The organism is Pseudarthrobacter sp. CC12, assembly GCF_039907755.1.
Classification (GTDB): Bacteria; Actinomycetota; Actinomycetes; order Actinomycetales; family Micrococcaceae; genus Arthrobacter; species Arthrobacter niigatensis.
The window spans coordinates 19,757-39,062 of record NZ_JARDJH010000035.1 but is presented as its reverse complement, the minus strand read 5'-3'; the positions used below and the strand labels follow the sequence as shown (position 1 = coordinate 39,062).

Below are 19,306 nucleotides of genomic sequence, written 5' to 3'. Positions count from 1 at the left end.
CACACAATGAAGCGGAACCTGTCTCAGTCCCGTCGTCTGACCCTGAATTCCCTAGGGTTGATCGTACTTGCCTGCTCGCTGACGCTGGGGCCCGGCGTAGGCGGCGCAGCCCTGGCGGTGGACGCTAGCCCTTCGCCTACTGCGCCACCACCGGCCAGCGTCTCGCCTTCCCCCTCACCGGCCACGGCTGGGGGAACTGCCCCGAGCACCGCCTCGCCTTCGCCGACCCCGTCCTCCCCAGCCGCTCCATCACCCGCATCCAGCGCATCCCCGGCTCCGACGACATCTGGCCAATCGATGGCGGACGCTGTGGGGCAAGGCGCGCAGATGGGCCAACGCTCGGCCCGGGTAGCGGCGTCCGCCGTGACGTCCCCCAAGCGGTTCAGTACGGAGTCGCTGACCACCCAGGGCTCATGGACTCCCACGTTCGGCATTCAAGGACTCGACGTCAGCGGCTACCAGCCCAACGTTGACTGGCAGCAGCAGTGGAACATGGGTGCCCGGTTTGCCTATGTAAAGGCCTCCGAGGGCAATTACATGACAAACGACCAGTTCAGCCCGCAATACCAGGGGTCCAGGAATGTTGGAATGATTCGAGGCGCATACCACTTCGCGATCCCTAACTGGTCCTCCGGCGCTGACCAAGCCCGCTACTTCGTAGCAAACGGTGGCGGTTGGTCGGCTGACGGCTATACGATGCCGCCTGTTCTCGATTTCGAGTTCAACCCCTACGAGGGCCGGACCATCAACGGCTTCTACTTTGGAAACACGTGCTACAACATGTCTCCGGGGCAACTGGCTTCATGGGTTCAGGATTTTGGAAACACCATGCGGTCCCTGACCGGACGGCTGCCCGCTATCTACACAAACACAAACTGGTGGAACCAATGTCTTGGCAACCCGTCAGGCTTCGGCGACTATCCCTTGTGGGTGGCTGCCTATCCCGGCTCGCCCAGCAACGACGCCGGCGCAGTCCCAACGGGCAGTTGGAGCACATACAGCATCTGGCAGTACAGCAGCACAGGACCGTTCGCAGGCGACTCCAACGTATGGAATGGTGACTACTCCTCCCTGCAGCGACTGGCAGGAGCTGCGCTTCCAACCGGGAGCTTCGATTCCTTGTCTGTCACAGGCAGCGGCACCCAATTTTCATTGCGTGCGCGCGGCTGGTCCGTCGACCTCGCAAGCATTTCCACGTCGAACCAAACCCATGTCTACGTGACTTCCCCGGACGGCACTACAACCGGATATGCGTGGACAGCGAATGTCCCAAGGTCAGATGTCGATCAGGCCCTAGGCTACGGTTCACTCCACGGTTTCGATGGGACTGTAGCCATTAGCCGCTCGGGCACGTACACGGCATGCGCGTACTCGATAGGCACATATGGCAACACGCCCCTTGGTTGTAAGAGCGTCAACGCCACGGGGGTAGGCGTATCCGTGGGCAGCTTTGACAGCCTCGCGCAGACCCGCACCGTCGACAAGGTGTCGCTGCAACTCAAGGGGTGGGCCGCCGACCAGGCCAACCCGTCCACGTCCACCTACGCAGACGCCTATGTGACGGCTCCGAACGGAACCACCACCGGCTACCGCATTACAGCCGACACCTCCCGGCCAGATGTGCAGACGGCCACGGGTTTGGGCTCCAACCACGGTTTTGACTATCAGGTCCCCGTCACTGCCGCCGGATCCTATAGGGTCTGCACCTATGCGATAGGCCAGAACGCCAACACAGCGCTTGGCTGCAGGACTACTAACGTGGACTCCAATCCGTCACCCATTGGAAGCTATGACACCCTGGCTGTCACCCAGGCGAACAACTCAGCCGCCCTACAAGTCACCGGCTGGGCTCTGGACCCGACGCAGCCAGCGACGAGCATTCCGGTCAATGTGTATATTTCCACGAAGGACGGCACTGCAGTGGCGAGTGCTACCCCGGTGAACGTGACAGCCAGCCTGAAAAGGCCGGACGTAAATACAGCACTTGGCACGGTCGGAGACCACGGTTTCCAAGCATCTGTCCCCATCAGCTCGACCGGCACCTACTCCGTCTGCGTTCAGGCCGTGGGCGTGGCACCTGTATCCAACGGTCCCAGCGTGCTCAATTGCAAGGCCGTCTCCGTAACCTCTACGCCGCCCACGATGGGATTCCTCGACAGCGCTGGAGTACAGGTGGTCAACGGCCAGGCAACCGTAGTTACACAGGGATGGACTCTGGACCCAGCGATGCCGGGCACCTCGAATCCTGTCCATGTCTACATAACATTCCCGGATGGAAGCACGAGGGGCTACGCCTTCACCGCCAACCTGAAGCGGCCCGACGTCAACAGTGCACTGCAAACTATAGGCGACCACGGCTACTCGACATCGGTGCCTGTCACGGCGCGCGGACAATACAAAGTCTGCACCTACGGGGTTGCGGTCTCTCTCTTCGCCGCGTACAACTCCCAACTCGGGTGCCGGACGTTAACCTACTAGAAGACAATGAAGAGGGGGTGAAGCCGTCGCTTCACCCCCTCTTCATGCTCCGGCCGGGTTACTTGCCTGACAGGAGCTCCAGAAGGTAAGCCCCATAGCCGCTCTTGACCAAGGGCTCGGCCCGTTCCCGGAGCTCGTCGTCGGTAAGGAAACCGAGGCGCCAGGAGATCTCTTCCGGGGCACCGATCTTCAGGCCCTGCCGGTTCTCGACGGTCCGAATGAAATTTGATGCGTCGTTCAGGTCGTTGAAAGTGCCGGTATCAAGCCATGCGGTTCCGCGCGGCAGTATCTCCACCTGGAGCTTTTCGGCCTCAAGGTAAACCCGGTTGACGTCGGTGATTTCCAGCTCCCCGCGGGCAGAAGGCTTCAGATTCTTGGCAATATCAACTACATCATTGTCATAGAAATAGAGCCCGGGAACGGCGTAATGGCTCTTCGGAGCCGCCGGCTTCTCCTCCAGTGAGAGCGCTTTGCCGTTGTCGTCGAACTCAACCACCCCGTAGGCGGACGGATCCTTGACCCAATAACCAAAGACAGCCCCGCCGTCGATGGTCTTGAACCGGCGCAACTGGGTTCCCATGCCCTGCCCGTAGAAGATATTGTCCCCCAGCACCAATGCAACGCTATCGTCGCCAATGTGGTCGGCACCGAGCACGAAGGCCTGGGCCAACCCATCCGGAGAAGGCTGCTGCTTGTAGGTGATGGAGACGCCAAAGCGGGAACCGTCTCCCAGCAGGCGTTCAAACTGCTCCGCGTCGTGAGGCGTGGTGATGATGAGGATGTCCCGGATACCCGCAAGGATCAACGTCGAGAGCGGGTAGTAGATCATTGGCTTGTCGTAAACCGGTACCAACTGCTTGCTGACACCCAGTGTGATGGGATGAAGCCTGGAGCCGGTTCCGCCGGCAAGTATTATTCCGCGCATGCCCCCATCTTTCCCTTCGCTAAGGGCAGCAGCAAATCCGGTAGTCTAGGGAATTATGCAGCGACTTCTCGTGACCGGCGGAGCCGGCTTTATCGGCTCGAACTTTGTCCACTACGTTATCGAAAACACTGAAGATCATGTCACTGTTCTGGACAAGCTGACCTACGCGGGGAACCTCGAGTCGCTGCGGGGCCTCCCGGAGGACCGCTTCAGCTTCGTTCAGGGCGACATTGCCGATGCCGGCATCGTGGACGGGCTGGTCACCGACGCCGACGTCGTTGTCCACTACGCTGCCGAGTCGCACAATGACAACTCGCTGCATAACCCCCGCCCCTTCCTTGACACCAACATCATCGGCACTTACACGCTGATCGAGGCTGCACGCAAGCACAACAAGCGCTTCCACCACATCTCCACCGACGAGGTTTACGGCGACCTGGAACTGAACGATCCCGAGCGGTTCACCGAGCAGACCCCCTACAACCCCTCCAGCCCGTACTCCTCCACGAAGGCCGGCTCCGACCTGCTGGTCCGTGCCTGGGTGCGCTCCTTCGGGCTGCAGGCCACCATCAGCAACTGCTCGAACAACTACGGGCCGTACCAGCATGTGGAAAAGTTCATTCCCCGGCAGATCACCAACGTCATCGACGGAATCCGGCCCAAGCTGTACGGCAAGGGCGAGAATGTCCGCGACTGGATCCACGCCAACGACCACTCCTCCGCAGTCCTGGCCATCATCGCGAAGGGAACCATCGGCGAGACCTACCTGATCGGTGCCGACGGCGAGAAGAACAACAAGGACGTCGTTGAACTGATCCTCAAGCACATGGGCCAGTCCCCCGACGCTTACGACCACGTGGTGGACCGTCCCGGCCACGACCTCCGGTACGCCATCGACTCCACCAAGCTCCGCAACGAACTTGGCTGGGAGCCACAGTTCTCCAACTTCGACGCCGGCATCGAAGACACCATCGCCTGGTACCGGAACAATGAAGAGTGGTGGCGCCCGCAAAAAGCTGCCACTGAAGCCAAGTACAAGGAACAGGGCCAGTAGTCCATGTCTCTGGAGTTCTCAAAAAAGCTTGCCGGCCACGAAACTCCCATTCCCGGCGTCGTCCTCTATGACCTTCCGGTCCACGGCGACAACCGGGGCTGGTTCAAGGAGAACTGGCAGCGGGAAAAAATGGTAGCCCTCGGACTGCCGGATTTCCGGCCCGTCCAGAACAACATTTCCTACAACGAGAAGGCAGGAACCACCCGCGGTATCCACGCCGAGCCGTGGGACAAGTTCATCTCGGTGGCCACGGGCCGCATCTTTGGAGCCTGGGTCGATCTTCGTCAAGGGCCCTCGTTTGGCGCCGTGTTCACGGCTGAACTTGACGCCAGCCAGGCCATCTTTATCCCGCGCGGCGTCGGCAACGCCTTCCAGACCCTGGAAGACAACACGGCGTACACCTACCTCGTGAATGACCACTGGTCCGCCGATGCCCAGGGCCGGTACACCTTCCTGAACCTTGCCGACGAGACAGCTGCCATTAAGTGGCCGATCCCGCTCGACCGGGCCGAACTTTCCGACAAGGACAGGGCCCACCCCCGGATGGCCGACGTCGCGCCGATGCCGGCGAAGAAGATTCTGGTTGTCGGCGCAGATGGGCAGTTGGGCAAGGCTTTGCGCGCACAATACGACGGCGACACTACCGTTGAGTTTGCTGGCCGCGGGGAGTTTGACCTCACCAACGCAGGCGCCTTCGCGAACCGTAACTGGAAGAATTACTCCACCATCGTCAACGCCGCCGCATACACCGCAGTGGACGCTGCCGAATCTGAGGAAGGCCGGGCTGCGGCGTGGGCCATCAACGTCACCGCGGTAGCCAACCTGGCCCGCACCGCCGTCGAGCAAGACCTCACGTTGGTGCACGTCTCCTCGGACTATGTCTTCGACGGAGGCCGCGAAGACCACGACGAGAACGAACCACTCACTCCCCTGGGCGTCTATGGTCAAACAAAGGCGGCCGGCGACGCGGTGGTCAGTGTCGTTCCGCGCCATTACATCGTCCGGACCAGCTGGGTTATCGGTGAAGGCAACAACTTTGTCCGCACCATGGCCAAACTGGCCCGCAACGGCGTCAAACCCTCGGTCGTCAACGACCAAAAGGGGCGGCTGACGTTCACAGCGGATATTGCCGCGTTTATCCGGCACCTGCTGATCTCCAACGCTCCATACGGCACCTACAACTTCAGCAACGAGGGCCCGGTGAAAAGCTGGGCGGACATTGCGGCAGATGTATTTGAACAATCCGGAGCAGCCCGCGCGGATGTCACCGGGGTGACCACGGCCGAATACTTCAGCAACAAGGAGGCCGCCCCGCGGCCGCTGGACAGCAGCCTGAATCTGTTGAAGGCCCGGTCAACGGGTTTTGACATACCCGACGCCGGAGAGAGGCTGGCCGCGTACCTGAAGGCGGAAAACGATAAAGCATGACTTCCGCAGACCAAACGCACCGCACCCTGGTGATCATGCCGGCCTGGAACGAGTCGGAGTCCATCGGCAACACCATCCGGGAAGTGTTCGAATTCGGACCCGCCTGTGATGTCCTGGTGGTGGACGACGGCTCACGCGACAACACTGCACAGGTGGCCCGCGACGCAGGCGCGCTGGTAGTCCAGCTCCCTTTTAACATGGGGGTGGGCGGTGCCATGAGGACCGGATTCAAATACGCCAAGACGCACGGCTACACGCAGGTCATCCAGGTTGATTCCGATGGGCAGCACGATCCGCGTGACATTAAGGCTGTTCTCGACGGCCTGCGGGACGCCGACATCGTCATTGGTGCCCGCTTTGCGGACAAAGGCAACTACACGGTCCGTGGACCCCGCAAGTGGGCCATGAACGTCCTGGCGTGGACCATCTCCAGGATCGCCGGTACCCGGCTCACCGACGTCACGTCGGGCTTTCGGGCAGCCAATGCCAAGGCTATCCGCCAATACGTGGACCACTACCCAGCAGAGTACTTAGGTGACACGATCGATTCATTGGTCGTAGCCATCCGGTCGGGATGCACCGTGCGCCAGGTGGGCGTCTCGATGCGCGAACGCCAAGGCGGCACGCCGAGCCACGATCCGGTCAAGGCCGCCATTTACCTTGGTCGATCAGCATTTGCCCTCCTCTTCGCCTTGACGCGCAAGCGGATTGAACCGTCGTCCAACTAGGAGTTCTTATGGCCACCCTCGTTGGCTTCATTTTTGTGCTGGCTATCTTGCTGATCATCTTCGAGATGCTCCGCCGCCGGCACTTGCGGGAAAAGTACGCCGTCATCTGGATCGTCATCGGCGCCGGCATGCTGGTGCTGGTGGCGTTTCCGCAGCTTCTCTTTTGGTCCAGCAGCGTTCTCGGGGTCAAGGTCCCGTCGAATCTCCTGTTCGCGATTGCCCTGGTACTGCTCGTGTCAGTATGCCTACACCTCTCCTTCGAACAGTCGCAGGCTGAGGACGAAATCCGGATCCTGGCCGAAGAGGTAGGCATTCTCCGGCTCAGAATCGAGGAGCTTGATGCCGGCCGGGCACCGGGGGCCTGCACAGCCCAGCACAGTGAGCTTCCCCCGAAAGTATTGCCGCAGGATCCAAACCCCTAAATAACTCAGGTGGCTGGCCCGTACTCCGGTCCAGCCACCTGGGCTTTTTATTCAGCCAGCTGCTACGAAACCACGTGCTTCAGCAGCCTCGGCAATGAATCGGTCTTGCCGATCATCAAGGACCGGGCCACCAAAGTGGCTGCGTTCAGTCGCGAGGTGGTATGGAAAGCGGCGGCGCGAGCGGTGGCAGTCCATCCAAGTTCCCGGAAGCGCCGGGCCTGGCTCTCAAAGAAGGCACGCTCTTCGTCGAACCGGCGTCCGTCAAGGGCCTTTACGGATGAGTCGGACGCCGAGTGCCGACGGTAGAGGAAGGACAGGGTCGGATCCACCACCATGGAACCCCCCTCGGCTGCGATATCAAGCAGCAAGGCGAGATCCTGCACAACGTGGAGCCCTTCCGTGAAGCCGATGCGGCGGATGACGTCCGTTCGCCACGCCAAGGACGGGAAGTACGCCCAATCCGCGCGGACCAGGCTCGTGGCCATCCGTTCGCCCTGTAGCAGCACCGTCTCCTTGGTCGACGGCGCGTAGACCTTCTTGACGATATCCACCAGCGGTGAGCAGGCGCGCCCCTGCTCATCGATGACCTGCACTCCTGGCTGCACGACGCTGGCTTCGGGGTAGGCCTCGAAGGCCCGGCTGACAACACCAAGATAGTTGGGCAGCATTATGTCGTCAGCGCCCATGACTACGACAATGGGAGCCTCGGCAAGTTCAAGTGCTTTCCGGTAATTGCCATTGGCGCCGAGGTTTTGTTCGTTCTTCTGGTAAGTAACCCTGGGGTCTGTCAGGGATTCGAACCAGCGCTGGGGTTCCGGGCTAGGGTACCCGTCGTCGACCACGATGAGACGCCAATCCTCGAACTGCTGGCTCATGACGCTTTGGGCCGCAAGTTTCATCAGGTCGACGTCCCCGTAATAGGGAAGCAATACATCAATGGCCATGTGCCAGGTAGGTCCTTTTCTTGAAGATACAGAGCGTTTCGATCTGTCTGCCCGGAGATGAGCACCTCGACAATGCTACCGTGTCCCCCTGTAGCGCATCTTTATGGGGTGCGTTCAGCTGGCCACAACTGGCGAATGGGGCTCCTCCGCACCGGCGATAGACTGGAGGCTGCGGTCTGACAGTTCCCTAACGCATAGGAACGGTCTATTGGTTGAGCGAAAAGGAACGATAAGACGTGACGCAGCGGAGTGACCCGCGTGTGGTGGCTGTTATTTCGGCTTTCCACCCTCCCCAGGATCTTCCCGCCAGGGTGAAGGACCTCAATGAGCAAGTCGTCCATACAGTCGTGGTCGACGACGGATCCGACCTTGACCGGAACGACATTGTGCTGCGGGCGTTGGAAGACCTCGGTTGTACTGTTCTGCGGATGCCCGTGAACGTCGGAATTGCAGCAGCGTTGAACGCCGGGATCCAAGCTGCCTTTGAGGCGTGGTCCCCCGACTTCATTGTGACCCTTGACCAGGATTCGGCTTTGGATGCGGGCTATGTCGCAGCGGCCCTCGCCACTTATGCCGAAGCCGAGGCCAACGGCATCCACGGGGGGCTGGTCAGCGCACGGTCCCATAATGGCCACAACGTACCGTTGCTCAGGAAAAGGGTACGGTTCCCGGAAGCATTCGATCCCCTCCAGTCCGGAGCGGTCATCCCTGTTTCCACTTTCAAGACAGTCGGGATGCTTGACGAGAGGCTGTTTATCGATTGCGTGGATTCGGAGTTCAATCTCCGAGTCAGGTCCCACGGCCTGGCCACCCTGGTCGGCAAGGACTGCAATATGACGCACGCTTTGGGACAGGCGCAACCCATGATGCTGTTCGGCTGGCACGTCACGGTGCTGGGCGTCAAGCGCCATGTGCATTCGCATGCCCCGTTCCGCGTTTACTACATGACGAGGAACAGTATCTACCTCTGGCGCCAGTACGGTGCAAGGTTCCCTGCGTGGTTGGTTCGCCGGCTCCGCTTTCAAGTGGAAAGCGACTTCTTCCGGCTGCTTTACGGGGAAAACCGCAAAGGGCAGTACCGGGCATTCCTCCGGGGATGCCGGGACGGATGGCTGGGACGGCTGGGCAAGATCGACGCTGCGTTCCAGCGGAAGATCAGCTCATGAGCGCCCACGGACCAGTCAGGGTTTCGGTCTGCATGGCGACCTTCAACGGTCAGGACTTTGTGGCGGAACAAGTGGGATCCATTCTGGCGCAGTTATCTCCCGGGGACGAACTGGTCATCGTTGACGACGCATCCACGGACGGCACGGTCGATGTGCTCCGCCGAGTGGATGACCCCCGCATCGTCCTGATGCCCCGTGGTGAGAACAAGGGCTACGTCTCCAGCTTCGAAGAGGCGATAACAGCCAGCAGGGGCGAGTACATCATGCTGTCCGACCAGGACGACGTATGGCTCCCCGGTCGCGTGGAAACCCTCGTCTCCGCTCTTCAGGCCAAGACATACGCAGCAAGCAACTTCACGGTCTTTGGCGGACCGCCCAACAGGTACCACGAGATTCAGCTCAAGAAAGCGGACAGTGGCCGCTGGCTGGCGAACCTCATTACCACCTGGATCGGAGTGCGGCCGTATTACGGGTGCACCATGGCTTTCCGGGCTGCCGCGAAGAAACAGTTACTTCCTTTTCCGGCGTTCCTTACCGAGACGCATGATCAGTGGATCGCCATCGTCGCCAATCTTGGCCGGGACATGGTCCATGTTGAAGCACCCACAGTTGCCCGGCGCCTGCACGACGAGAACACGACCCCCAAGTCCAGACGGCCAACCGCTGTCATCCTTCGGGCGCGGCTAATGCTCCTTCGAGCGTTCTTTGTCGCCCTGGGCAGAAAGGTACGCACTAAGTGACCTCCGCGCAGCAGCCGGGCGAAACAGCCCCGTCTCCGGACCGCCACGAGGGCACCTTCGGGGCAGTGGCACTGGCCGCCTACCAGCCGGACGAATCGATGTTCGCTCGGCAGCTTAAATCCATTCAGGATCAGACTCACAAGGACTTCGTCTGCATTATCTCCGTGGACGGCGACTACGCAGCGGTTGAAGCAATGGTTCGACGGGCCTGCGGAGACGATACGCGGTTCCATGTCCTCGGATACGAAAGCCGGCTCGGTTTCCACCACAACTTCGAGCGGGCCCTCCAAGCGGTCCCTGAAGCAGCCCAATGGGTAGCCTTGAGCGACCAGGACGATTTCTGGTACCCGGAGAAGCTGGAAGCCTTGATCCCCCATCTGGATCAGTCCGCGCTGGTCACCGGCCAGGCCCGCGTTGTGACACCGGAGGCCTCTACTGCGGGCCGTAGGTCCGAAGGCGGCACCGTCACCGGCAGGCGAAATGTCGATGCTGCTGACTTCATTGCCAACAACCAGGTCACCGGGTCTTTATGCGTGTTCCGCCGGGAACTACTGGAAGTGGCCCTTCCCTTCCCGTCGATCGCTGCGCCCTCCCAATACCACGACCATTGGATCGGACTCTGCGCACTCGCTTTCGGGGGCGTCAGTATCCAGGACGTGGTGGTGCAGGACTACATCCAGCACAGCGGAAACGTGGTGGGCGAAGCGCGCCAGAGCCTTCCGGGCTCCATCCGCAACACCCTGCGCTTCGTGAAGCGCTACGAAGGAAGCACCACGCCACGCAGCATTGGCCGCATCATCTACAAGACGGGGCTAGGATGGCGGACCCTCATGGCGCGGACGCTGCTGGAACGTTCCGGTCCAGCCGTTGAATCTGCCTGCCCCGGCCTCATCGACGCGTTGGGGACCTATGCCCAGCCACGGGCCCTTCGGCTGCTTCGATCCCTCGTGGGCGGAATGCTCCGTAAAAACGTCTCACCAATCCGGGCGATGGAGATCTTCCTGGGGCTGGCCTGGCCCAGGAAGCTTCGCCGGGCAGCCCTCTAAGCATTCCACTCCCTGTGTGGTGACCGGCGCTTCCGACTGCCGGACTGTCCTGTGGCCTGCTCCTTGACGCGCACCGCCGGCAAGATTCGGACCCCACGCAGAGAGCCACAGTACTAATGGAAGGATGTGCCCAAGAATGAGAGCCGTGCTGTTGAGGCTTGCGGGTTTCACGGGCTTGCCCCTGTTGTCGCTCGTAACCCCGTTCCTTCTTCTGCCGATTTTATCCCGCGTCGCCGGCGAGGGTGGCTGGTCGAGTCTCGTATCCGGGCAGGCGATCGGCGCCTTTGGCGGTGCCGTAATCGCGTGGGGATGGACAACCGTTGGTCCAGTCGAGATAGCCCAGAATCCGTCCCCGGTATACAGAGCGGAAGTCTACCGGGAGAGCATCCGGACCCGACTGGTCCTGTCTGCGGCGGTATTTCCCGCCGTCTTTGCCCTGGCTTGGCTGTTGGCCGCTCCAGAGCACCGATTTGATGGCGCCGCCATGTCGTTGACCACCGCGGTGGTGGGCATGTCGCCTGCCTGGTTTTGCATAGGGGCCGGAAAACCGGCCTTGCTTGCGACCTTCGACACGCTGCCTCGCGTGGCTGCAACCCTGGCTGCGGTTCCAACCATCTTGGTCACAAAGCAAATCTGGCTCTACCCGGTCATCCTACTCGTGGCGGTGGGGGTGAGCCTTGTCCTGTTTCACAGAATTGTTGTGCCGGAGCGAGGCAAAACGTTCACGTCCTGGGATCGAACTGTCCGGCATCTTCGGACTCAGTCGGGACCAGCAGCGATCAGCCTCTCCGGCACAACTTACGCGGCAACACCCGTTCCAATCGCTCAGGCGTTCATCCCGAGCCCGGTGGTGGCAGGATTCGGGTCGGCCGATACCATTTACCGCTTTGGACTTTTCTCGGTGATGGCTTTAGGCAACACTTTCCAAGGGTGGACGCTGGAGCCCCAGGAAACCAGCCCCAGAAAACGCCATGCTGCCGCGATAGCCGCCCACACAGCCCTGGGCCTCACCGGAGCGGCATTCTTGACCGCGTTGGGTCCCTTGGCCTCAGAGATCCTCTTTGGTTCCGTTAACAAGGCGGCTCAGGCCACCTGCGTGTTTTACGGAACTTCTTTCTTTTTCATCTCCGCAAGTTCACCGTTCATCCGCAACCTCCTGCTGCCGCGCGGCCGTCAGCGGCTGATTCTGGTTTGGACGATAATTTCGGCCGTCATCGGTGTCAGCATGATGCTGTGGACTGCAACCGCAGGGTGGATCGACGGGGTGGCCATGTCAATGGCGACCAGCGAGGCACTTCTCTTCTTTGGACTACTGCTTCCCGCGCTCAGAACCCTAAGGGCTGATAACCACCGTGATCCGTCAGGCGTCGCATAGGTGCAGCTTGTAAAGTTTGGCTTCGCCTTCGGCGTCCTCAAGCGTAGCCATGCCGGAGGCGATGAGGCTGTCCAGCCCCCTGTACCCGTTATCCCTGCCATGGACTTCCCGGTGACCAAAATCCAGGATGTAGTCGATGTTCAATTTCCGGACAGTTGGACAAACGGCAGGGTCATCTTTGGCAGGAGTAGGGCCGTTCAGGAGTGGTGCCGTCCCTTCTGGAACGGCGCTGAGGATGTGCAACTGGATCAGTTTACGATCGGCGAGTGCGTAGGCAAGCGAGCTGCCGTTCCAGGGATTGCCGACTAGGACGGCGTCCTTTGGTACTTCATTGGGCAATCGTTCAATCAATTTGAGCTCGTCCTGGGACACCAACGGTGAGTCCGCAGCCAGCCGATAGGAACCAGTCATGGCATCCTGTGCCTGGCGTACATTCGCCCGCTGCGTCGTCGCAGTCAAGGCCAGCACCATAAGAAGGCCTGCCAGGGTGGTATAGCCTGCCGCCCGTCGAACGCCGGCCACCCGGGTAGCAGTTGAGCCTGGCTCCACTCGGAGTTTGCGGCGAACGGCCCCAAGGCCCCTGGTACCGCTCCGTAGGAGCAGATCCCAGACGAAAACTGCCCCTTGGCAGGCAATCGGGATAGTCACCATAGGCAATAAAGCAGCAAGCCTCGGCGGATCGTTGTACCAGATACCGGTCCAATACGTCCGGAATGCGTCCGCAGGGAACGAACTAACGACCATGAAGAGAAACGCCACAACCGTGTATGTCCCAAGCAACCACAGCTGCCGACCCGATCTTAGGATCGCATATATGCCAAGCAGGGTCACCGCCAGCACGGCCCACGCAACGGGGCGTCCAATGGCCGAGCTGGCGATCACCTCGCCGATTGCCTGTCCAGTGGTCTCCACTGGCGGCCAGAACGCAGCCTCAGCCGGAGGACGGACAAGGTTCCACAGAATACGGAGAACCACGACGGCGGCCAACAGGACGGCAGCCAAGACGGCCGAAGTCAGCAGCCGCCTGCGCACAGTCATCGACGTGAGCGACCGCACCACAATCCGCGCATAAACGTATGCAGCCGGCGGGGCCATCATGGCTATCCAAGCCATGGCCGCGCTGGGGTGGGCCATGGAAACGCCCGGAAGCACCGCCAACAGAACCAGCACCGAAATAAGCCGCGAACGGATCGGTGCTGCTGACAGCCCCAGCACCTCCACCGATATACCACCAACCAGAGGCAGGAGCGCTACGGCCAGGAAGTTTGGGTACAAGACGCCAAAATCGAGAAGGGAGTATGGAAACGCACCGAAGGCTCCCGACAACACGGCCGCCGTGAAATATACCGCCGGGCGGCTACCCCATACAGTCTGTGAAAAGTAGATGCATCCCAGCGGCCACACCAATGCAGCCACCACAATATTGACGGCGTTTACGGCTACCGGTATCTGTCCTCCGCCGAGGCTGACGATCAGCGAGACAACATCATGCCAGGCCGCAGGATACGACGTGGCGCCCGTCATAGCATTGAGGGTCAGGGACGAGCCGGAACCCGTATCGAGAATGTACCGGATGGCGTTGAGGTGAAATACATTGTCGAAGGTCTGGGAGAAGGACTCCGGGTGGCCAAAAGCACTGAAAAGCCGGCGTGAGACAAGCCAGGCCGCCAGAACCACCGAGGCGGCCGAAACAAGAAACACTTTCCACTGGGGCCTGCTTACCCTGGGAACCCCTTTTTCTTTGCCCTTCGGCCCCAACAGTAATGCCGCAAAGAAGGCTACCGCGGTAACCACCACGGTTGTCCCAAGAACCGGAAGCAACGACCATGAGAGCCCCAGGAATGGGGCCGCAACAGCCGACATGGCAATTATGGAGACGCTGAGGCCGGGCGCCAGGGCAAAAATGCGGAGACCGCTAAGTCGAGCTGCAACGGCTACGGCGAGCCCTGGAATGAACAGCAGAACAACTGCAAGAAGAAATTGCGGTACTGCATCAAACCAGGACAAGAATCCTCCGAAAAGTAGGGGCACGCGGGCCGATGCGGTCTCAAACCGCTGAATATTTAGACCGAACTGGATGCAGGGAACTCCCTGCTCCGACTACCAGTCATCAGGCCCGTAGGATCGAGACTGCCTCGAGGATAGGTCCGTCGAATTTCACGTTACCGTGCTCCATCAGAATCCCCCGGTCACAAATACGGGACACAAGATCAAGGTCGTGGCTCACCACAACCAGCGTCTTCCCCTCGTGTGCCAACTCCTGAATCTTGTCGATGCATTTCCGCTGGAAAGGCTCATCCCCTACCGCGAGGATCTCATCGATCAGGAAGACTTCGGGATCCGTATGCACGGCGACCGAAAACGCCAGCCGAAGGTACATCCCCGACGAGTAGAACTTCACTTCTGTATCGATGAACTGGCCTATTTCGGAAAATTCGACAATGTCGTCGAATCTGTCCTTGATTTGCTGCTCAGTCATTCCCAGGATGGCACCGTTGAGGAACACGTTGTCGCGCCCGGACAGGTCTGGGTGGAAACCTGCGCCTACTTCGATGAGTCCGGCGACCCGGCCCCGCGTCTTCACCGATCCGGTGTCCGGGAGCATGACTCCGGAAATGTGCTTGAGCAGGGTGGACTTGCCTGAACCGTTCAGGCCGAGGAGGGCAACGGTTTCACCTGCCTCGACGTCAACGGAAACGTTCTTCAGTGCGTGGAACTTCTCAGACAGATCACCCTTGCGTCCCTTTACGAGCCAGACGACGGCCTCTTTGATGGACCGCGTGTGGCGGAGGACAAACTGCTTGCTGATGTCAGTGACTTCGATTGCCTTGACCACTTAGAGCTCCTGCGCGAAACGGCCCTCGAGCCGCCGGAATGTGAATTGACCCAGGACAAGAATGGCCAGGGCCACACCCAGCCCGACAAACAGCCAAAGACTAAACAGATTCGGGGGCATTGCCACGGAACCGTCTGTCGTGGGAAACCAGAACGCATAGTGGAAGAGTTCCACCCCAATTGTGATCGGGTTGGCCTGGTAGATGGCGAACCACCCTGCGCCAAGCTTTTCCTGAACCATTGACCACGCGTACATAACCGGAGATGCCCACGTGGCGATCATGAGGAGCATGTCCACCAGGTTCTCAGAGTCCCGGAAGTACACGTTGGCCGCCCCAAAAAGGAGGCCCAGGCCGGTAGCGAGAAGGGCAACTATGACAAAACCTGCAACCGCAGCCAGTAGTTGGACAAGGTTGGGATGCCACCCGGCGAGCACGCACCCGATGACCAGGACCACCAGCTGGGGAAAGAAGTGCACGGCCGATACCCAGACGGACGCAACCGGAAAGAGCTCGCGCGGAAGGTAGATCTTTTTGATGAGGTTTCCGTTGTTAACGATCGACCGTGCCGCGTTGCCCAGCGCCTCCGTGAAAAAGTTGATCAGGACAATGCCTGAAAACAGGTAGACCGCGTAGTTCGCCAAGCCCTCCGGGTTCCGCGCGCTTCGCTCCAGGCCGAGGAAGACCCCCAAGGCCACATAGAAAACTATGAACTGCACGCCAGGCTTCACATATGACCAGAGAAGGCCCAGGACAGACCCCCGGTAGCGAACCTTGAGCTCTTTCCTGACCAACAGCTTGAGCAGGAAGCCGGACTGCCTGATGTCCCGAAGCCCTCCTCCCAGGCCGGGAGTAGTTAGTTCACCGGATGCAATAGCGCTCACTTGATCTCGTTCTGGGTGTGCTGCTCGAACGTCTTCCTCCACGACTCCATGGAAGTCAGGTCTGAAACGGCGGCTTTGTACTTCTTGCTGAGGGCGGGCCAGTCCTTAAGCAGTGCGGAGTGGAGCTTGGCACTGTCGGCCAGCATCTTCCTCAGCTGCTTGGGATCACGCCGGTACCAGGAGGCGCCCGTGCCCTCGGCATTGGACACCACGGCACTGTCGTACTGGGCCATCCGCCACCACCTGTTGTCCTGGTGCGCGATCGTCGTCTGGGGCCGCTCTGCGCTGGTGCCCCTAACAGGGCTCGCCAATTGCCGGACAACGGTCTTCGCGGCCCACGGAAGGAGTGACAGCTTTCCGGGCTGCGAGGGGCCATGTCCACGGCGCGGCGGTTTGTCCATCTTCGGCGCAGGAAAGTCCTCAGGGTCTGGCCGGAAAACCGCGTCGGAGTGCGCGGCCATCATCTCGCGGATCTGAGGCAGCTTGGCTGACAGGAGTTCGGGCAGGGCATCGGGACCCTTCAGCACATCCTCCAAAGCCCACTGCCTGCCCTGGGCCGTGGCATACTGCATCGAGACCAGGTGCTTGACGTCGGCGTACTGCGACTCTTTGATGACCCGGCCGCCGAACTCGTAGGGGCTGTGCAGGAGCGCAGCCACGACCCTGTTCCGGGCGTGGAAATAGGCCTGCCAGCCCACAAGGTCGTCCTTATCGATCCAGGAAACGTGCCAAACAGCTGAGCCGGGCAAGGATACGGTCGGGTACCCTGCGGCTTTGGCGCGCAACCCGTACTCCGAGTCGTCCCACTTGATAAAAAGAGGAAGTGACAGCCCTATCTCACGGATTACTTCAGTGGGGATAAGGCACATCCACCAGCCGTTGTAATCGACATCGCAACGCCGGTGCAGCCAGGGCGTCTGACGCAGGTTGGACGACAGGAAGTCGTGGCCCAGGATCATGTCTTCGCTCGGCAGGGACGGCTGGAACCTGTAGGGGTTCACGACTTCACCGAATGTGTGCAGGACAGTACGGTTATAAAGGTCGAACATGTGGCCGCCCACGAGCGTGGGAGTCTTGCACCGGTCCGCGAAGGTCAGCAGGCGGATAATGCTCTCCGGTTCGACGACCACGTCATCGTCCATGAGCAAGGCGTAATCGCTGCCGTTCTCAACAGCTTCGAACATGCCGCGGGCAAAGCCGCCGGACCCGCCGAGGTTGGACTGGTTGATGATGCGCAGCTTGCCTCCGAGGGAGCGCTTAATTTCTTCGAAGCCGTCCGCGTCGGCAAGTTTCTGCGTGCCCTGGTCCACGATCAGGATTTCCTGAACATGCGCGAGGGCTTCCTCGCTTTCTGCGAGCAGTCTCAGGTTGTTCAGGCAAAAGTCCGTTTTGTTCAGGGTGGTGATCTGGAGCGTGACCGAACCCGGCTTCGCCTCAACCGCGGCACCCTGCCACTCGGCGTCGAGCATGATCAGCGGCTCTGTCCCGGCGAGCAAATCGAACCAATACCACCCGCCGTCACCGAAGGGGGCGAGCGAAAGTTCGAAAGTGCTCTCGGCGGAGCCGTCGACCCGGCGGGTGTCTACCCGCTGGAGGGACCCTCGTGCGTTTGATTTGTAAACGATGACCGAGCCGGAGCCCTGGGTGCGAACCTGCAGCCGGACCTTGTCTACGGTGGTCCACCGACGCCAGTAGCTGGCCGGGAATGCGTTGAAGTAGGTGCCAAATGACACCCTTTCACCCGAACGGACAGACGTTGAACGCCGGGAAAGGAAGTCTTCGACGTGTGCTTCCTTGGTGGGGCTGCTGATAGTCCGTCCCTTACCGGCTTTGCCGTCCCTGTCCCCGGCTGTAGGTAATTGGATGCCCGTGGCAGTCCCCATATCCATGTATAGGGGCACGGTGTCCATCTGGGTGGCACTCGGCAGAATCACTCGCTGCAGTGTCTGCCATGCTTGCCGGCCACGCCCGGAATCCGTCTTCAATGAAGTCTTGGTCTTATTGTCGGTAGGGACGCTCATGCGTCGACTCCCCCGCTTTCCAGCTTCACGCCGCTTTCAAAGTGCGGCTTGATCTTGTTGTCGAACATGCTCAGCGCGGCTCCGATGGCCATGTGCATGTCCAGGTACTTGTACGTTCCCAGCCGGCCGCCGAAGAGGACGTCCTTCTCGGCTGCCGCCAGATCCCGGTACTTGAGCAGGCGCTCCCTGTCTGCGGAAGTATTCACGGGGTAGTAAGGCTCATCGCCCTTTTCCGCGAACCGCGAGAACTCGCGCATGATGACCGTCTTTTCCGTCTGGTATTCGCGCTCGGGGTGGAAGTGGCGGGGTTCGATGATGCGGGTGTAGGGGACGTCGTCGTCGTTGTAGTTCACAACGGACGTGCCCTGGAAGTCTCCCACCTCCAGGACTTCTTCTTCGAAATCGATGGTGCGCCAGGACAAGTCACCTTCGGCGTAGTCGAAGTAACGGTCGACCGGGCCCGTGTAGACGACGGGGATGTTGCCCACCACTTTGTTCTTGCTGTACTCGTGGGACTCGTCGAAGAAGTCGGTGTTGAGCCGCACCTCGATGTTGGGGTGCTCCGCCATCTTCTCGATCCACGCGGTGTAGCCGTTTGTGGGCAGGCCCTCGTACTTGTCGTTGAAGTACCTGTTGTCGTAGTTGTACCGGACGGGAAGCCGGGAGATGATACCGGCCGGCAGGTCCTTGGGATCCGTCTGCCACTGCTTGCCGGTGTAGTGCTTGATGAACGCCTCGTACAGCGGCCGGCCGATCAGCTGGATGCCCTTGTCATTCAGGTTCTGGGGGTCAGTTCCTGCCAGTTCGCCGGCCTGCTCCTGGATGAGATCCCTGGCCTGCCCGGGCGTGAGGTTCGCCCGGAAGAACTGATTAATGGTGGCGAGGTTGATGGGCAGGGAATAGACCTCGCCCTTGTGAACACCGTAGACCTTATGCACGTAGTCAGTGAAGGTAGTGAACCTGTTGACATACTCCCACACACGTTCGTTGGAGGTGTGGAACAGGTGGGCGCCGTACCGGTGGATCTCAATCCCGGTCTGCTCTTCTTTTTCGCTGTACGCGTTGCCGCCGATATGGTGGCGGCGGTCGATGACGACGACCTTCAGGCCGAGCTCAGTGGCGGCCTGTTCTGCAATTGTCAGGCCAAAAAAGCCGGACCCTACGATGACAAGGTCAGCGGTCACAAAATCTCCTGGTTCGAATGCGGGCAGCGCAAGGATGCGCATTGTCTGCTGCTCTAGCCTACCCGAGGGACTGCAGG

Annotated in this window: 16 protein-coding genes; 9 read left to right on the top strand and 7 right to left on the bottom strand. The window is 60.4% G+C overall.

The annotated features are described in order from the left end of the window. Window positions 1–327 precede the first annotated feature (327 nt). Window positions 328–2,478 (top strand): lysozyme, encoded by a 2,151-nt coding sequence (locus PV772_RS18925; RefSeq protein ID WP_347887163.1) that lies wholly within the window; start codon window positions 328–330, stop codon window positions 2,476–2,478. Window positions 2,479–2,536: 58 nt separating this feature from the next. Here PV772_RS18925 and rfbA read toward each other — a convergent pair whose 3' ends face one another. Further along, on the bottom strand, window positions 2,537–3,403 hold the full coding sequence (gene rfbA / locus PV772_RS18920; RefSeq protein WP_347887162.1) for a glucose-1-phosphate thymidylyltransferase RfbA: 867 nt from the start codon (window positions 3,401–3,403) through the stop codon (window positions 2,537–2,539). A gap of 55 nt (window positions 3,404–3,458) precedes the next feature. Between rfbA and rfbB the strand changes: the two genes are divergently transcribed. Genes rfbB through PV772_RS18900 form a run of 4 tightly spaced genes read left to right on the top strand, consistent with a single transcriptional unit; the run spans window position 3,459 to window position 7,035 of the window. Next, window positions 3,459–4,457 carry a dTDP-glucose 4,6-dehydratase gene (gene rfbB / locus PV772_RS18915; RefSeq protein WP_347887161.1) on the top strand — a complete coding sequence of 333 codons (999 nt, stop codon included), beginning with the start codon at window positions 3,459–3,461 and terminating at the stop codon, window positions 4,455–4,457. Between the two features lie 3 nt (window positions 4,458–4,460). Continuing rightward, complete coding sequence (locus tag PV772_RS18910; RefSeq protein ID WP_347887160.1) at window positions 4,461–5,885, top strand: bifunctional dTDP-4-dehydrorhamnose 3,5-epimerase family protein/NAD(P)-dependent oxidoreductase; 1,425 nt, start codon at window positions 4,461–4,463, stop codon at window positions 5,883–5,885. Next, window positions 5,882–6,613 (top strand): glycosyltransferase family 2 protein, encoded by a 732-nt coding sequence (locus tag PV772_RS18905; protein WP_347887159.1) that lies wholly within the window; start codon window positions 5,882–5,884, stop codon window positions 6,611–6,613. Before PV772_RS18910 ends, PV772_RS18905 begins: the two co-directional genes overlap by 4 nt. 8 nt (window positions 6,614–6,621) lie before the next feature. Next, the gene (locus PV772_RS18900; protein WP_347887158.1) at window positions 6,622–7,035 is read left to right on the top strand and encodes a DUF2304 domain-containing protein; all 414 of its coding nucleotides are present in this window, start codon (window positions 6,622–6,624) and stop codon (window positions 7,033–7,035) included. Between the two features lie 62 nt (window positions 7,036–7,097). Here PV772_RS18900 and PV772_RS18895 read toward each other — a convergent pair whose 3' ends face one another. Then, window positions 7,098–7,979 (bottom strand): glycosyltransferase, encoded by an 882-nt coding sequence (locus tag PV772_RS18895; protein WP_347887157.1) that lies wholly within the window; start codon window positions 7,977–7,979, stop codon window positions 7,098–7,100. Between the two features lie 236 nt (window positions 7,980–8,215). Between PV772_RS18895 and PV772_RS18890 the strand changes: the two genes are divergently transcribed. The 4 genes from PV772_RS18890 to PV772_RS18875 all read left to right on the top strand — a co-directional run bounded on the left by PV772_RS18890 (window position 8,216) and on the right by PV772_RS18875 (window position 12,306). Then, entirely contained in the window at window positions 8,216–9,145 is a 930-nt protein-coding gene (locus PV772_RS18890; protein WP_347887156.1) for a glycosyltransferase, read from the top strand. Continuing rightward, window positions 9,142–9,885 (top strand): glycosyltransferase, encoded by a 744-nt coding sequence (locus PV772_RS18885; RefSeq protein WP_347887155.1) that lies wholly within the window; start codon window positions 9,142–9,144, stop codon window positions 9,883–9,885. Before PV772_RS18890 ends, PV772_RS18885 begins: the two co-directional genes overlap by 4 nt. Further along, window positions 9,882–10,931, top strand: coding sequence for a glycosyltransferase (locus tag PV772_RS18880; RefSeq protein WP_347887154.1), 1,050 nt, complete (start codon window positions 9,882–9,884; stop codon window positions 10,929–10,931). Before PV772_RS18885 ends, PV772_RS18880 begins: the two co-directional genes overlap by 4 nt. Before the next feature lie 136 nt (window positions 10,932–11,067). Continuing rightward, window positions 11,068–12,306 carry a polysaccharide biosynthesis protein gene (locus PV772_RS18875; protein WP_347887153.1) on the top strand — a complete coding sequence of 413 codons (1,239 nt, stop codon included), beginning with the start codon at window positions 11,068–11,070 and terminating at the stop codon, window positions 12,304–12,306. On the opposite strand, the gene PV772_RS18870 is transcribed toward PV772_RS18875, so the two are convergent. From PV772_RS18870 to glf, 5 genes are all read right to left on the bottom strand, one after another. Further along, window positions 12,292–14,313: a DUF6541 family protein gene (locus tag PV772_RS18870; protein ID WP_347887152.1), complete on the bottom strand. Its 2,022-nt coding sequence runs from the start codon at window positions 14,311–14,313 to the stop codon at window positions 12,292–12,294. The genes PV772_RS18875 and PV772_RS18870 overlap by 15 nt on opposite strands. Window positions 14,314–14,416: 103 nt before the next feature. Continuing rightward, on the bottom strand, window positions 14,417–15,142 hold the full coding sequence (locus PV772_RS18865; RefSeq protein WP_347887151.1) for an ABC transporter ATP-binding protein: 726 nt from the start codon (window positions 15,140–15,142) through the stop codon (window positions 14,417–14,419). Beyond that, window positions 15,143–16,024 carry an ABC transporter permease gene (locus PV772_RS18860; protein ID WP_347887150.1) on the bottom strand — a complete coding sequence of 294 codons (882 nt, stop codon included), beginning with the start codon at window positions 16,022–16,024 and terminating at the stop codon, window positions 15,143–15,145. Then, window positions 16,021–18,045: a glycosyltransferase gene (locus PV772_RS18855; protein ID WP_347887149.1), complete on the bottom strand. Its 2,025-nt coding sequence runs from the start codon at window positions 18,043–18,045 to the stop codon at window positions 16,021–16,023. The genes PV772_RS18860 and PV772_RS18855 overlap by 4 nt, the downstream gene beginning before the upstream one ends. Beyond that, window positions 18,042–19,229: a UDP-galactopyranose mutase gene (gene glf, locus PV772_RS18850; protein ID WP_347887148.1), complete on the bottom strand. Its 1,188-nt coding sequence runs from the start codon at window positions 19,227–19,229 to the stop codon at window positions 18,042–18,044. The genes PV772_RS18855 and glf overlap by 4 nt, the downstream gene beginning before the upstream one ends. Window positions 19,230–19,306 lie beyond the last annotated feature (77 nt).

Excerpts from the sequence above, each read along its gene's own strand:
- PV772_RS18910 (WP_347887160.1), top strand. The coding sequence starts at position 4,461 with ATGTCTCTGGAGTTCTCAAAAAAGCTTGCCGGCCACGAAACTCCCATT.
- PV772_RS18900 (WP_347887158.1), top strand. The coding sequence starts at position 6,622 with ATGGCCACCCTCGTTGGCTTCATTTTTGTGCTGGCTATCTTGCTGATC.
- PV772_RS18905 (WP_347887159.1), top strand. The coding sequence starts at position 5,882 with ATGACTTCCGCAGACCAAACGCACCGCACCCTGGTGATCATGCCGGCC.
- rfbA (WP_347887162.1), bottom strand. The coding sequence starts at position 3,403 with ATGCGCGGAATAATACTTGCCGGCGGAACCGGCTCCAGGCTTCATCCC.
- PV772_RS18895 (WP_347887157.1), bottom strand. The coding sequence starts at position 7,979 with ATGGCCATTGATGTATTGCTTCCCTATTACGGGGACGTCGACCTGATG.
- rfbB (WP_347887161.1), top strand. The coding sequence starts at position 3,459 with ATGCAGCGACTTCTCGTGACCGGCGGAGCCGGCTTTATCGGCTCGAAC.
- PV772_RS18855 (WP_347887149.1), bottom strand. The coding sequence starts at position 18,045 with ATGAGCGTCCCTACCGACAATAAGACCAAGACTTCATTGAAGACGGAT.
- PV772_RS18925 (WP_347887163.1), top strand. The coding sequence starts at position 328 with ATGGGCCAACGCTCGGCCCGGGTAGCGGCGTCCGCCGTGACGTCCCCC.
- PV772_RS18885 (WP_347887155.1), top strand. The coding sequence starts at position 9,142 with ATGAGCGCCCACGGACCAGTCAGGGTTTCGGTCTGCATGGCGACCTTC.
- PV772_RS18875 (WP_347887153.1), top strand. The coding sequence starts at position 11,068 with ATGAGAGCCGTGCTGTTGAGGCTTGCGGGTTTCACGGGCTTGCCCCTG.